At 62.1% G+C, this 14,096-nt stretch carries 12 protein-coding genes; 11 read left to right on the top strand and 1 reads right to left on the bottom strand.

The features are described 5' to 3' along the window. Positions 1 to 79: 79 nt before the first annotated feature. The 11 genes from gap to THIVI_RS11300 all read left to right on the top strand — a co-directional run bounded on the left by gap (position 80) and on the right by THIVI_RS11300 (position 13,185). A complete protein-coding gene (gene gap / locus THIVI_RS11355) occupies positions 80 to 1,081 on the top strand; it encodes a type I glyceraldehyde-3-phosphate dehydrogenase (RefSeq protein WP_014778739.1) in 1,002 nt (333 codons plus the stop codon). A gap of 100 nt (positions 1,082 to 1,181) precedes the next feature. Beyond that, complete coding sequence (locus THIVI_RS11350; protein WP_041446956.1) at positions 1,182 to 1,661, top strand: hypothetical protein; 480 nt, start codon at positions 1,182 to 1,184, stop codon at positions 1,659 to 1,661. A gap of 139 nt (positions 1,662 to 1,800) precedes the next feature. Beyond that, complete coding sequence (locus THIVI_RS11345; RefSeq protein WP_245537254.1) at positions 1,801 to 2,394, top strand: Uma2 family endonuclease; 594 nt, start codon at positions 1,801 to 1,803, stop codon at positions 2,392 to 2,394. A gap of 11 nt (positions 2,395 to 2,405) precedes the next feature. After that, positions 2,406 to 2,594, top strand: coding sequence for a type II toxin-antitoxin system HicB family antitoxin (locus THIVI_RS11340; RefSeq protein WP_052315013.1), 189 nt, complete (start codon positions 2,406 to 2,408; stop codon positions 2,592 to 2,594). A gap of 242 nt (positions 2,595 to 2,836) precedes the next feature. Further along, positions 2,837 to 4,018: a phosphoglycerate kinase gene (locus THIVI_RS11335; protein WP_014778736.1), complete on the top strand. Its 1,182-nt coding sequence runs from the start codon at positions 2,837 to 2,839 to the stop codon at positions 4,016 to 4,018. 207 nt (positions 4,019 to 4,225) lie between these two features. Next, complete coding sequence (gene pyk / locus THIVI_RS11330; protein WP_014778735.1) at positions 4,226 to 5,668, top strand: pyruvate kinase; 1,443 nt, start codon at positions 4,226 to 4,228, stop codon at positions 5,666 to 5,668. A 126-nt stretch (positions 5,669 to 5,794) separates the two neighbouring features. Next, the gene (locus THIVI_RS11325; protein WP_052315012.1) at positions 5,795 to 6,211 is read left to right on the top strand and encodes a hypothetical protein; all 417 of its coding nucleotides are present in this window, start codon (positions 5,795 to 5,797) and stop codon (positions 6,209 to 6,211) included. Between the two features lie 65 nt (positions 6,212 to 6,276). After that, positions 6,277 to 7,341, top strand: a complete 1,065-nt coding sequence (fba, locus tag THIVI_RS11320) for a class II fructose-bisphosphate aldolase (protein ID WP_014778733.1) — start codon at positions 6,277 to 6,279, stop codon at positions 7,339 to 7,341. A 246-nt stretch (positions 7,342 to 7,587) separates the two neighbouring features. Further along, the gene (locus tag THIVI_RS22785; RefSeq protein ID WP_014778732.1) at positions 7,588 to 9,525 is read left to right on the top strand and encodes an ATP-binding protein; all 1,938 of its coding nucleotides are present in this window, start codon (positions 7,588 to 7,590) and stop codon (positions 9,523 to 9,525) included. After that, positions 9,522 to 9,953, top strand: a complete 432-nt coding sequence (locus THIVI_RS11305) for a response regulator (RefSeq protein ID WP_014778731.1) — start codon at positions 9,522 to 9,524, stop codon at positions 9,951 to 9,953. Before THIVI_RS22785 ends, THIVI_RS11305 begins: the two co-directional genes overlap by 4 nt. A 4-nt stretch (positions 9,954 to 9,957) precedes the next feature. Then, the gene (locus THIVI_RS11300) at positions 9,958 to 13,185 is read left to right on the top strand and encodes an EAL domain-containing protein (RefSeq protein ID WP_014778730.1); all 3,228 of its coding nucleotides are present in this window, start codon (positions 9,958 to 9,960) and stop codon (positions 13,183 to 13,185) included. On the opposite strand, the gene THIVI_RS22780 is transcribed toward THIVI_RS11300, so the two are convergent. Then, positions 13,182 to 13,988: a DUF2726 domain-containing protein gene (locus THIVI_RS22780; RefSeq protein WP_014778729.1), complete on the bottom strand. Its 807-nt coding sequence runs from the start codon at positions 13,986 to 13,988 to the stop codon at positions 13,182 to 13,184. The genes THIVI_RS11300 and THIVI_RS22780 overlap by 4 nt on opposite strands. Positions 13,989 to 14,096 lie beyond the last annotated feature (108 nt).

Genomic DNA, 14,096 nt, shown 5'->3' with positions numbered 1-14,096 from the left:
CGCACTCGTTGGGTTAGGCATCGCTAACCCAACCTACACATCACAAATCATCGTTTCAATTGATCAGGAGCTTTCACGCATGACACTCAAAGTTGGCATCAATGGTTTTGGTCGTATCGGTCGCATGGCATTTCGTGCCATTGCCAAGGACTTCCCCAATATCGAAGTCGTCGGCATCAACGACCTGCTCGACCCCGACTATCTTGCCTACATGCTCAAGTACGACTCGGTCCACGGTAACTTCAACGGCGACATCGCCGTCGACGGCCACACCATGATCGTCAATGGTAAGTCCATCCGTCTGACCGCCGAGCGCGATCCGGCCAACCTCAAGTGGGCCGACATCGGCGCCGAGCTGGTCATCGAGTGCACCGGTTTCTTCCTCGACGATGCCTCCTGCCAGAAGCACATCCAGGCCGGCGCCAAGAAGGTCGTGCAAAGCGCGCCCTCCAAGGACGCCACCCCGATGTTCGTCTACGGCGTCAACCACAACACCTATGCCGGCCAAGCCATCATCTCGGCGGCCTCCTGCACCACCAATTGCCTGGCGCCGGTCGCCAAGGTGTTGCATGACAACTGGGGCATCAAGCGCGGCCTCATGACCACCGTGCATGCCGCCACCGCCACCCAGAAGACGGTCGACGGCCCCTCCATGAAGGACTGGCGCGGCGGTCGCGGCATCCTGGAGAACATCATCCCGTCCTCCACCGGCGCCGCCAAGGCCGCCGGCAAGGTCATGCCCGAGCTGAACGGCAAGCTCACCGGCATGGCCTTCCGCGTCCCGACCTCCGACGTCTCCGTGGTCGACCTGACCGTCGAGCTGAACAAGGATGCCAAGTACGAAGACATCTGCGCCGCCATGAAAGCCGCCTCCGAGTCCGGCGATCTGAAGGGCGTATTGGGCTATACGGATGAAAAGGTCGTCTCCACCGACTTCCGCGGCAAATCCACCCCATCCGTCTTCGACGCCGAGGCCGGCATCGCACTCGACCCGACCTTCGTCAAGGTCGTCGCCTGGTACGACAACGAATACGGCTACACCTGCAACATGCTGCGCATGGTCGAGCACGTCGCCAAGTAAGTCGTAGGATGGGTAGAGCGAAGCGAAACCCATCATCCCCTCGGATTCGGCGTCGGTCTCGACGCCGGATTCTCGCCAGGCCATTAAGCCCGGGCTTCAGATGGATGTTCCAGAGACAGCAGAACACGATCAGCTTGAACAACGAGCCGCGACAGTTCTCGGCTACATGCTATTCGAATATTCGCGGCTGGATATGGAGCTAGGACTTTTCTTGGTTTGGTCTGATGAGGGTCAAAAGCTCGATCAGTTGACTAGTAAACTCGCCGAGCAGAACTTTTATCTACGACTGAAGTTTCTGGAAAAACTTGCGCAAGAGAAACATATGGGCACGCCGGCTGCCGACCTCTACACCGAGTGGCTATTAGATGCTCACGCAATTCGCTCGCTTCGTAACCAGCTTTTTCATGGGCGATGGGGCTTTATACCAAGCAAGCAGTTAGTGGTGAATGTTGTCGGACTTCCCACTTCGCTGGAGCAGAGCGAAACTCGCTACTCTATCGAGCAGTTGCGGACATCTCTAGATTCTATGCGAATGCTGCGTGCTCGATTGAGCGATCTTCGAAAAAGGTGGCCCGTTTAAATTGACCGGAGATGGAATCCTTATCGCTTAGAGCTATCCGCCAAGTCCCAAGGCTTCGCTGATCGCTTTCGAGACAAAATAATTACCTATTCATCCAGCATGTGTAGGACACGGTTAACGCAGCGAACAGCATCCATCGATGGATCCATCTAAAATTGATGCGGCTCGTTCATATATGAATACTAACTTGTTGAAAATAATTGATAAATTCGCATTTTTCAAAAAATCTGAAACTCGCGCCGGAGTCAAGCCGATGCAATGGCAAGAGGTTTGCGAACACTCAAGCCTGCGAGATTTGCCTTTCAAGATCGAAACGAACGAGAAAGGCGAAATCGTCATGAATGCGGTCAAGGTCATTCGTTCGCTGTATCAGGGAGAGATCGAGTATCGGTTACGCTCGCTGTTACAGGGTGGAAAGACCTTGCCTGAATGTGCAATCAAGACGCGCAAAGGCACGCGGGTGGCGGATGTTGCGTGGGCGACCATGGAAAGGGTCAAGACGATCAAGCATGAAAGCGAATGTTCGATTGCGCCCGAGATCTGTATCGAGGTTCTTTCCAACAGCAACACGGATGACGAGATGGAAGAAAAACGGATGCTGTATTTTGAGAGCGGCGCCCAGGAAGTCTGGTTATGCCTGGATGGTGTCATTCATTTTTATGCTGCTCAAGGCAGACTGGAGCGATCCGCGATTGCACCTCGTTTTCCAGAACGCATCAGTCTCGACGAATAACCGATTGCTGATTGCATACCCTTCAGAATGCAACCGGAGGCACGGTGCATTTCCATATTGAGTCTGAACAAGAAGACGATGGCCGCTGGATCGTTGAAGTTCCCGAGATCCCCGGCGTGCTGACCTATGGCGAGAATGCCGAGGATGCCATGGCAAAAGCCGAGGTATTAGCGCTTCGTGTGCTTGCGGAGCGGATTTAGGCCGGCGAAAACCGCCCCATGCCAATCAGCATCGAACTCGTCGCGGCATGAGTCAGTAGCCTTCGATAAAAGCCAAACAACATGACGGCCATCAATCGTCGGAGTTCGCAAGGTGGCCGGAATTGACGACTCTGAATGAGATGACACGCGGCAAACCAGATCAAAGCCATGCGCCAAGCCACAAGGTTTCGCGGATCGCTTTCATCAAAACTAAAGACATCACTCCAAGAGGACACCCCACCATGTCATTCATCAAACTCACCGACCTCGACCTCGCCGGCAAGCGGGTACTGATCCGCTCCGACCTCAACGTTCCGGTCAAGAACGGCAAGGTCACCTCCGACGCGCGCATCACCGCCTCCATGCCGACTTTTGAATACTGCATCAAGGCCGGTGCCAAGGTGATGGTCATGTCCCATCTGGGCCGCCCGGAAGAAGGCGTGTTCTCGGAAGAGGATTCGCTCAAGCCGGTTGCCGACACGCTCGGGGCCAAGATGGGCCGCGAGATTCGCTTGATTCGGGATTATCTCGATACTCCGCCCGAGGTCGCCAACGGCGAACTGGTGCTGCTCGATAACGTCCGCTTCAACAAGGGCGAGGGCAAGGATAACGAGGCGCTGTCCAAGCAATACGCCGCGCTTTGCGATGTCTTCGTGATGGACGCCTTCGGGACCGCGCATCGTGCGCAGGCATCGACCCATGGTGCAGGCAAGTTCGCCCCCACAGCCTGCGCCGGCCTGCTGCTGGCCGAGGAGTTGGATGCGCTGCAAAAGGCGCTGGCGAATCCGGCGCGCCCGATGGTTGCCATTGTCGGCGGCTCCAAGGTGTCGACCAAGCTGACCGTGCTCGAAGCCCTGTCCGAAAAGGTCGATCAGATGGTGGTCGGCGGCGGTATCGCCAATACCTTCCTGGCCGCCGCCGGCTTCCCGGTCGGTAAGTCGCTCTGCGAGCATGATCTGATCCCGACCGCCCAAGCGTTGATGGCGAAGATGACCGCGCGCGGCGCGACCATCCCGATCGCGACCGACGTGGTCTGCGGCAAGAAGTTCGACGAGAACGAGCCGGCCGTGGCCAAGAATGCCGCTGACGTGGCCGAGGACGACATGATCTTCGACATTGGCCCCAACTCCGCGCAGGATCTGGCCGACATCATCGCCAAGGCCGGAACCATCGTCTGGAACGGGCCGGTCGGCGTGTTCGAGTTCGATCAGTTCGGCGCGGGCACCAAGGCGATTTCCATGGCCATCGCGAACGCGGCAGGCTTCAGTCTGGCCGGCGGCGGCGATACCATCGCGGCCATCCAGAAATACGGCATCTATGACAAGGTGTCCTACATCTCGACCGCCGGCGGCGCCTTCCTCGAATATCTGGAAGGCAAGACCCTGCCCGCGGTCGCCATGCTCGAATCACGGGCGAAGGATTGATTCAGTCTTCGGCGTTGAGCCGTCAGCGTCCGGCACTGCGCTGGACTGCTGGCGACTGGGTGCTGAGGTGATGCCGGGATATTTCAGGTTGCCACGATTTTCCGTTCACCCTTCGACCCTTCGGCTCCGCTCAGGGCTTAGGGCGAACGGAAAATCGGTAGATTTTTCCCGGAAATCGCCTGAATACTGGACGCGAGAGGATCGAACATGCCAAGACGTACCAAGATTGTCGCTACACTGGGGCCGGCAACCGACGATCCGTCGGTCATGGATGACATCATCGCCGCGGGCGTCGATGTAGTCCGTCTCAACCTGTCGCACGACAGCCACGCGCGGCACCGCGAACGCGCCGAACGCATCCGCGAGCGCGCGCTGGCGGCCGGTCATGCGATCGCGGTGCTGATGGACCTGCAGGGTCCGAAGATCCGCATCGGTAAATTTACCGAGGGCAAGGTCCAGCTCGCGCGGGGCGATGCCTTCGCGATCGATACCGCCTGCGGCATCGAGTCGGGCGATATCACGCGGGTCGGCACCACCTATGTCGAACTGGCCGATGACGTGCGCCACGGCGATACCCTGCTGCTCGACGATGGGGCCATCGAACTCTGGGTCGAGTCGGTCGCCAATGGACGCATCGATTGCAAGGTGGTCGTGGGCGGGTCGCTCTCCAACAACAAGGGCATCAACAAGAAGGGCGGCGGGCTCTCCGCGCCGGCCCTGACCGACAAGGACAAGGAAGACATCCGGTTCGCCGCCGAGATCGACGCCGATTATCTGGCGGTCTCCTTCGTGCGCAACGGCGACGACGTGCGGCTCGCCCGCGCACTGTTCCAGGAGGCCGGGGGGCGCGGCGGAATCGTCGCCAAGATCGAGCGCGCCGAGTCGTTGAACGGAATCGACGATATCATCCACGCCTCCGACGCCATCATGGTGGCGCGTGGCGATCTCGGCGTGGAGATTGGCGACGCGGAACTGCCGGCGGTTCAGAAGCGTCTGATCAGCCGTGCGCGCGATCTCAACAGCGTGGTCATCACGGCAACCCAGATGATGCAGTCGATGATCGAGAACCCGATCCCGACGCGGGCCGAGGTCTTCGATGTGGCCAATGCCGTGCTGGACGGCACCGACGCGGTGATGCTGTCGGCGGAAAGCTCAATCGGCAAGTATCCCGCCAAGGTGGTCGAGGCGCTTGATCGCATCTGTCTGGAGGCCGAGAAGAGCGTGACCCGCTCGGGACACCGCATCGATTCGGTCTTCGGTCGGGTGGACGAGGGCATCGCCATGGCCGCGATGTACACCGCCAACCATCTGGGCGTGAAGGCGATCGCGGCGCTGACCGAGACCGGCTCGACGGTGAAATGGATGTCGCGTATCAGCTCCGGCATCCCCATCTACGCCATGACCCGATTCGCGCCGACCCGGCGGAAGGTGAGACTCTTTCGCGGCGTCTATCCGGTCAGCTTCGATGTCGCCACGACCGACATCCACGAGGTCAACTGCGAGGTGATCGAGGAACTGCTGCGCCGGGGCACGGTGCGCGACGGCGATCTGGTCATCATCACCAAGGGTGACCGCTCCGGGGTTGAAGGTCAGACGAATATCATGAAAATCATGCGAGTCGGAGAGCATCGGCTGCTGAACGAAGACTGATGCCTCTCGCTGTCGCGCCACTCGCTCGTCAACCCAGACGCATGCACGGCATGCGGGAGTGACCGGCTCATGTTTGGATGGCTCAAATCCTGGTTTCGGGCACCCCAACCCGCGGGGCCGCCCCAAATGCTGAGATCGTTCGATCTCGCCGATCCGACCATCGCCGGGGATTCGATCGCTCTGGATGGCGATGCCTGGCGGATCGTGGGCGGTGCCGCGCCGCGCACCTTCCGCCTCTTCGAGGTGCGGGAGCCCGGCGTGGAGCGCTGCATGCTAACCTACCGCGCGCGGCTGAAAACGGAAGGTGTCGAACGCAGGGCGTACCTGGAGATGTGGTGCCGACTGCCGGGGCGTGGAGAGTTTTTCTCGAAGGGATTTCAGCAGGCCGCGCTGGGCACGAACGCCTGGGCCGACTATGAAATTCCCTTCTATCTTAAACGAGGTCAGAAAGCCGACCTGATTCAACTCGACCTGACCCTGGAAGGCGCCGGCACCGTCTGGATCAAGGATGTACAACTGCTGCATACGCCTTTGCGCTCCTGAATCGTTCTTTAATGTTCAAACCGACAACTGAAACCTGACAACCGACAAACCACGAGGAAAACCGAATGGCCCTGATTTCACTGCGTCAAATGCTGGACCACGCCGCCGAGCACGGGTATGGCGTCCCGGCTTATAACGTCAACAACCTGGAGCAGATGCGCGCCATCATGGAAGCCGCCGACGAGACCGATTCCCCGGTCATCGTCCAGGCGTCCGCCGGCGCGCGCAAGTACGCCGGCGCGCCCTTCCTGCGTCATCTCATTCTGGCCGCCATTGAGGAATGGCCGCACATCCCGGTCTGCATGCACCAGGATCACGGCACCTCCATGCCGGTGTGCCAGCGTTCCATCCAGCTCGGCTTCTCGTCGGTCATGATGGACGGCTCGCTCCAGGAAGACGGCAAGACCCCGGCCTCCTACGAGTACAACGTCGACGTGACCCGCTCGGTGGTCGCCATCTCGCATGCCTGCGGCGTCTCGGTGGAAGGCGAACTCGGCTGTCTGGGCTCGCTGGAGACCGGACAGGCCGGTGAGGAAGATGGCATCGGCGCCGAGGGCACGCTGGATCACAGCCAGCTTCTGACCGATCCCGAGGAAGCCGCCGATTTCGTCAAGAAGACCGGCGTCGACGCCCTGGCCATCGCCATCGGCACCTCGCACGGCGCCTACAAGTTCACCCGTCCGCCGACTGGCGACATCCTGGCTATCGAGCGGATCAAGGAGATCCACAAGCGCATCCCGACCACCCATCTGGTCATGCACGGCTCCTCCTCGGTGCCGCAGGACTGGCTCGCCATCATCAACCAGTATGGCGGCGCGATGGGCGAGACCTACGGCGTGCCGGTCGAGGAAATCGTCGAAGGCATCAAGCACGGCGTGCGCAAGGTTAACATCGACACCGATCTGCGCATGTCCTCCACTGGCGCCATCCGCAAGTTCCTGGCCGAAAACCCCAAGGAATTCGATCCGCGCAAATATTTTATCGCCGCCACCAAGGCCATGAAGGGCATCTGCAAGGCGCGTTACGAAGCCTTCGGCACCGCCGGCAACGCCAGCAAGATCACCGCGCTGTCGCTGGAAGTCATGACCAACCGCTATGCCAAGGGCGAACTGGATCCACAGGTTAACTAAGACCGGATCAGCCTGATCGCAGGGTAAGTCAGGGGGGCGCCTAGGCGCCCCTTTTTGTTATATTCGGCGGAGTATTGAACGACCGGACAAGGAAACGTCCTGGACACATCCGCGTCTCGCCCATCCCGGCCGGCATCCGCGGGGCTGTTCGCAACGACGCAGACCGCTCTGAACGCGCCTTAGAGACAGGACCGACCGATCAAATCCGCATTCTCCAACCGACCCTGGACCTTCGCCCTTCTGGCCATGCTGCCGATCCTGGTGACGGAGCAGGTCATCGAACACTTTGCGCGCAGTCGCGCACTGGAGCAGGAACGCCTCGGCGTCCTGACAACCCTTTCGACCCTGCGCGCACGCATCGAAGGCATGGTCAATGCCAATCTGCTCATGGTGCGTGGATTGGCCGCCGTGATTTCGGCCAATCCGGACATCGACCAGAACGAATTCGCCCGGATTGCACAGGGACTGGTGGACGAGCGCCATGCACTGCGCAACATCGCCGGCGCGCCAGACATGGTCATTTCGCTCATGTACCCGCTGGCCGGAAACGAGAGCGCCATGGGGCTGAATTACCGGACTCATCCCACCCAGGCGCCCGCCGCGCTGCGCGTGGTGGAGACGGGCCAACCCGTGCTGGCTGGCCCCCTCCCGCTGTTGCAGGGCGGCATGGGCATCGTGGCCCGCGAGCCGGTCTTTATTCCGCCCACGCACGTCGGCGGGCAACCGCGCTTCTGGGGCCTGGTGTCGAGCATCTTCGATGTCGACCTGCTGTACCGACAGACCGGGCTCTTGGCGGCTGTTTCAACGCTGCGTCTGGCGTTGCGCGGTACCGATGGGAAGGGTGCTAGGGGCGAGGTGTTCTTCGGCGATCCCGGCGTCTATGTGCAGCGTCCGGTGATGACGGATATCGTCCTCCCCGGCGGCGCCTGGCAGTTGGCGGCCACGCCCAAGCAGGGCTGGGGCCAGCCGACCCGACTGCTCTGGCTGATCCGTCTGCTGGGGCTGCTGTGCGCATTCGGCGCGGGCGTCATCGCCTATCTGCTGGCACGAGGCAGTCAGGCATTGGCCCGTAGCGAAGTCCGCTTGCGGACCCTGCTCGATACCATCCCGGATCTGGTTTGGCTGAAGGACGCGGACGGGTTCTTCCTCGCCTGCAACCCGCGTTTCGAGCAATGCTTCGGCGCCCGGGAGTCCGATATCCTCGGTAAAGGCGACCATGATTTCGTCCCCGCCGAACAAGCCGATTTCTTTCTGGCGAAGGATCGCGCCGCGATCGCCGCTGGCCGCCCTCTCGCGAACGAGGAATGGCTGACCTTTGCCAGCGACGGCTATCGCGGTCTTTTCGAGACCCTCAAGACGCCTGTCCGCGACGCGCGGGGGGTGATCGTCGGGGTGCTTGGAATCGCCCACGATATCAGCGAGCGCAAGCGGGCCGAGGACGAGATCCGCCAACTCAACGCCGACCTGGAAGACCGCGTGCAAGTCCGCACCGCCGAATTGGCAGCCATCAATAAAGAGCTGGAAACCTTCACCTATTCGGTCTCGCACGACCTCAAGGCGCCACTGCGGGGCATCGACGGCTACAGCCGGCTGCTGCTGGAAGATCATGGTCAGCAACTGAACGAGGAAGGACGGCTGTTTCTGGACAATGTCCGTCGCTGCGTCGACCAAATGAGCCAATTGATCGAGGATCTCTTGGCCTATTCGCGCATGGAGCGGCGCGGAGTGCATGACGTCACGCTGGATCTGGCCAGCGTGGCGAAGCGTATCCTGGCGGAACGTCGGGATGATATCCAGGCGCTTGGCGGGAGCGTGACACTGGATCTGGCGGAGTCCCTGACCGCGCGCGCCGATCCGGACGGGTTGTCGATGGTGCTGCGCAACCTGCTGGACAATGCGCTCAAGTTCAGCCGCTCCGGCGTACCGCCGTGCATCGCGATCGAGGGCGCAACCTCGGAGCACGGCATCATTCTCGCCATCCGGGACCAGGGAATCGGCTTCGACTTGCAATTCCACGACCGGATCTTCGAGATCTTCCAGCGTCTGCAGCGCGCGGAGGACTATCCCGGCACGGGCATTGGTCTGGCTATCGTGCGCAAGGCCATGGAACGCATGGGCGGGCGCGTCTGGGCCGAAAGCGCGCCCGGCCAGGGCGCCACCTTTTTTTTGGAGCTGCCGCGATGACCCATGGCCCAAGCAACCGTCCCATCCTGCTGGTGGAGGACAACCCGATGGATCTGGACCTGGCCCGGCGCGCCTTTGCCCGGTGCAACCCAAGCAACCCCATCGAGGTGGCGCGCGACGGCCAGGAGGTGCTGGATTGGATCCCCCGCTGGGAGGCCGGCGAGCCGCTGCCGCTGCTCATCCTGCTGGATCTGAAGCTCCCGCGCGTGGATGGCCTGGAGGTGCTACGCCGTCTGCGCGCGCATCCGATCAGCCAGGCGTTGCCGGTGGTGGTGCTGACCTCGTCCAGCGATGAGGGGGATATCGCGACCGCCTATCGTTTGCACGCCAACTCCTACATCGTCAAGCCGGTCAACTTCGAGGCGTTCATGGAGGTCGCAGCCCGGATCGAGCAGTACTGGCGTCTGATCAATCATCCACCAAGGTAAGCGAATGCGTATTCTGCATGTCGAGGACAACCCGCTCGACGCCGACCTGACCCGACGCCTGCTGGCGCGTCAGGCGCCGGACATCCAGGTTGAACCGGCGTCGACCCTGGCGGCGGCGCTGTACTGTCTGCAAGAGTGCGACCGCTACGACCTGGCGCTGGTGGATCTGAAACTGCCGGACGGCTCCGGTCTGGAACTGCTGGCCCAGATCCGCGAGCGGCAGTTGCCGCTGGCGGTGGTGATGCTCACTGGATCCGGCGACCCAGAGTCGGCGATCGCCGCCCTGCAGGCCGGCGCGGACGATTATCTCGGCAAGGATCGCGCCGCCGACCGCCTACCCGCGATCCTGAGCGATGCCTTGCAGCGTTTTCGCACCGCGAATGCCCGCCGCGCGCATCCTCTGCGGGTGCTCTATGCCGAACACAATGGCGCCGATATCGACCTGACGCGCCGCCATCTGGCGCGACATGCCCCGCACATCCGTCTCACCGTGGTCGCGGACATCGCGCAAGTCCTGGAGCGACTGCCGTTCGCCGCGCGGACCTCGGACGATTACGACGCGGTGCTGCTGGATTATCGCCTGCCCGGTCTGAACGCACTGGAGGCGGTCAAAATCCTGCGCTCCGAGCGCGGTCTGGACATCCCCGTCGTGTTGGTCTCGGGCCAGGGGAGCGAAGAACTGGCGGCGCGGGCGATTCATCTTGGTGTGAACGACTATATTTCCAAACACACGGGCTATCTGCACAAGCTTCCCGCCACCCTGGAGAAGGTGGTGGGACAACAGACCCTGACCCGCGAACGCGCCAACCTGCGCGAAACCGCCCGGCGTTTGGAACTGGCGCTCGCCTCCAGCCCGGTGATTCTGTACACCCGCCGTCTGGACGACCCGGACGCGCCCCTGACCTGGGTGAGCGAAAACATCTTCCGACTGCTGGGCTACACGGCGGAACAGATGCTGCAGCCGGGCTGGTGGGCTGCCCACCTGCATCCTGATGATCGCGAGGATGCGCTGGCCTGCCTGGCGGCGCTCGGCGCTGCCCGGCCGATCCCGCAGGACTACCGTTTTCTCGACGGTCAGGGGCGGATCCGCTGGATCCATGACGAACTCCGTCTGGCGGACAGGGTCGACGCGACGGTACGCGAGGCGACCGGTGCCTGGCACGATGTCACCGACGCCAAGTCCGCCGAGCAGTTGCAGGCAACCCGCCTGACGGTGCTCGATGGACTGGTCGGCAATCAGCCACTGTCCGGCATTCTCGACCATATTTCCAACCGCCTGGAAGCGATTCACCCGCACCTGCGAGTCGCGATCGAGGTTTGGGACGAGCACCCCGATCCGGCCGCTCGCGCGCCCGCCGCTCCTCTGGCATCCCCCGGCAAGGCTCCGGACGCAACGGATCGTCCCGGCGCGGATTGGTCAATTCCGCTCCGGGACGGCGCCGGCCATGCGTTGGGCCGCTTCTCGGTCACCTTTGTCGAGCCGCAATCGCTCAAGCCGACCGAATCCGATCTGATCGACGAATTCGCCCGCATCGCGGGCCTGGCGGTGACACGGGTACGCGCCGATACCCGATTGCGTCAGGCGGCGACCGTGTTCGAGAGCACGCGCGAGGGCGTTATCATCACCGATCTGAATTCCCGCATCCTGAGCGTCAACCGCGCCTATACCGACATCACCGGCTACTCCGAGGACGAGGTGCGGGGACGCAAACCCAGTCTGATGCAGTCCGGCCGGCAGGATCCCTCCTTCTACCAGACCCTGTGGGCCAACATCGCGGCCAATGGACATTGGCAGGGAGAGATCTGGAACCGGCGTAAAAATGGCGAACTCTATCCGCAGCTGCTGAGTATCAGCGCCGTTTACGACAGTCAGGGCCAGCCCAGTCATTACGTGGGCGTCATGACCGACATCAGCCAGCTCAAGGAGTCCGAGGCGCGCCTGGAACATCTGGTCCATTACGACCCGCTGACCAATCTGCCCAATCGACGCCTGGTTCAGTCCCGACTGCAGCATGCGCTGGAACACGCGGAACGGTATCGGCACCGGATCGCCGTGCTCTTCCTGGATCTGGACCGCTTCAAGAATGTCAACGACAGCCTCGGCCACCCGGTTGGCGACGAATTGCTGGAGGCGCTGACCCGTCGTCTGAGCCAGCGGTTGCGCGAAGACGATACCCTGGGACGCCTTGGCGGCGATGAATTTCTGATCCTGCTGGAGAACCTGGAGCGTCCGGAAGACGCCGGGGGAGTCGCCCAGACACTGCTGCAATTGCTGGAAACGCCCTTTCGCCTGCCCAGCGGCCCCGAACTCTACGTGGGCGCCAGCATTGGCATCAGTCTCTATCCGGACGATGGCGATTCCGTGACCGAACTCATCAAGCACGCCGATGTCGCCCTGTATCAGGCGAAGGAACAGGGACGCAACACCTACCGCTTCTACACCCCCAAACTGACTGCGGCGGCCAATGAGCGTCTGGCCCTGGAGGCGCGCTTGCATCGGGCGCTTGCCAACGACGAGTTCGTGCTGCACTACCAGCCCCAGTTTGAGACCGACAGCGGCGCGCTGATCGGCTGCGAGGCGCTGGTGCGCTGGCACTCGCCTGAGGAGGGCATGATATCGCCCGCCCGCTTCATCCCACTGACCGAAGAGACCGGACTGATCGTGCCCCTGGGCGAATGGGTGCTGCGCAGCGCCTGTACGCAGGGTCGACGCTGGATGGATGCCGGTCATCCCGAGGTGACGATCGCGGTCAATCTGTCCGGGCGACAATTTCAGCAGCACGATCTGGCGCGGCGCGTGGCCGCTATTCTGGATGAGACCGGTCTGCCGGCGGATCGGCTCAAACTGGAACTGACCGAAAGCATGATCATGGGTCATGGCGAGCAGGTGGTGGAACTGCTGCACGCGCTCAAGACACTCGGTTCGCGGTTGTCGATCGACGACTTCGGAACCGGCTATTCGTCGCTCGCCTATCTCAAGCGCTTTCCGATCGACGAACTCAAGATCGACCAGGGCTTCGTCCGCGACATTCCGCAGGACGAGAATGACATGGAGATTGCCGCCACCATCATCGCCATGGCCCGCAACCTGAACCTGAAGGTGATCGCCGAGGGCGTGGAAACGCGGGCTCAACTGGATTTCCTGACGCGCCAGGGCTGCCACGCCTGCCAGGGATATCTGTTCGGCCGACCGATGCCCGCGGACGAATTCGCCCGGACCTTTTTTCGTTAAAGCGACCTGGTTCGCGCCGCCCGGTCGTCGTCCAGCGCGTCGCCAATCCGAAACGTTGGACCTTCGTCGATGTCGTCGCGCGCGCGCATGGATGACTCCCGGCGCGGCTCGACCCGTGACGGGAGCGGATCGCCGCGCGCCACGCGCGCTGGCGCCGGCACTGGCCGTGTCGGCTGGCTCGGCGATTTGGTTCGTCGAGCCGTTGCACGACCCGCGCGATCCTCGTCCTGATCGAGCATGACCGCGGACAGACCTTGGAGTACGGCCGCGGCATCCTCCATCGGAATTTCCGCATCCCTGGCCACGCCCCAGCGCGCCTGCATGGCCGCGTAGACCAGCTCTTCGATCTTCGCCACGCAATAGACATCGCTTTCGCGAACGCGCACGAAGGGTAGGCCGGCGGCGGCGCAGATCCGATCGAGGCGATCCCTGGGGAGTTGTTTGCGCAGTCGCGATCGCGGCACCAGATTGACGGCACAGGCAATGGCCGTCGTGTCCGGGGCGCAGACCAGGAAGTCGAAGCAGCGCGCTTCAAGGCGATCCTGCGCGCGCTCCCATTCGCGCCGGGAGAGTCGCGCCCGCAGACCGATCACGTCGGCTGCGCGGACTCTGCCGTACACCCGATACTCCTTGCCGACGGCACGCTCCAGCACGGCCTTGAAGGCCCGTTGCGAGACCGTGAACAAGGTTGTGTCCACGACATAGGGCAGGCGGAAACGGCTTCTCAGACTTCGCCGCACACTGAGGATGAAGGCGAGGAGCAAGAGGGCGCCCAGCCCCAGTAAAATATAAAAATGTTCCATGGTCTTCTACCTTTGCAGCGCCCGTGGCCGGATTGAAACCGTGCCGAGCGTAAACGACGCGGTCGCGGCGGTTCCAGACGGGCCGTGATTCCCGGCGACCGGCGAGAC

This window comes from Thiocystis violascens DSM 198, assembly GCF_000227745.2.
In the GTDB taxonomy this organism is placed as follows: domain Bacteria; phylum Pseudomonadota; class Gammaproteobacteria; order Chromatiales; family Chromatiaceae; genus Chromatium; species Chromatium violascens.
The sequence above is the reverse complement of the archived record's forward strand: the minus strand, read 5'-3'. Positions and strand labels throughout refer to the sequence as shown.

What these genes read in the sequence shown, in the direction of transcription:
- THIVI_RS11305 (WP_014778731.1), top strand. Translation starts at nt 9,522, where the DNA reads ATGACCCATGGCCCAAGCAACCGTCCCATCCTGCTGGTGGAGGACAAC.
- THIVI_RS22780 (WP_014778729.1), bottom strand. Translation starts at nt 13,988, where the DNA reads ATGGAACATTTTTATATTTTACTGGGGCTGGGCGCCCTCTTGCTCCTC.
- pyk (WP_014778735.1), top strand. Translation starts at nt 4,226, where the DNA reads ATGCCAAGACGTACCAAGATTGTCGCTACACTGGGGCCGGCAACCGAC.
- THIVI_RS11300 (WP_014778730.1), top strand. Translation starts at nt 9,958, where the DNA reads ATGCGTATTCTGCATGTCGAGGACAACCCGCTCGACGCCGACCTGACC.
- THIVI_RS11345 (WP_245537254.1), top strand. Translation starts at nt 1,801, where the DNA reads ATGGATCCATCTAAAATTGATGCGGCTCGTTCATATATGAATACTAAC.
- THIVI_RS22785 (WP_014778732.1), top strand. Translation starts at nt 7,588, where the DNA reads ATGCTGCCGATCCTGGTGACGGAGCAGGTCATCGAACACTTTGCGCGC.
- gap (WP_014778739.1), top strand. Translation starts at nt 80, where the DNA reads ATGACACTCAAAGTTGGCATCAATGGTTTTGGTCGTATCGGTCGCATG.
- THIVI_RS11325 (WP_052315012.1), top strand. Translation starts at nt 5,795, where the DNA reads ATGCTGAGATCGTTCGATCTCGCCGATCCGACCATCGCCGGGGATTCG.
- THIVI_RS11350 (WP_041446956.1), top strand. Translation starts at nt 1,182, where the DNA reads ATGGATGTTCCAGAGACAGCAGAACACGATCAGCTTGAACAACGAGCC.
- fba (WP_014778733.1), top strand. Translation starts at nt 6,277, where the DNA reads ATGGCCCTGATTTCACTGCGTCAAATGCTGGACCACGCCGCCGAGCAC.
- THIVI_RS11335 (WP_014778736.1), top strand. Translation starts at nt 2,837, where the DNA reads ATGTCATTCATCAAACTCACCGACCTCGACCTCGCCGGCAAGCGGGTA.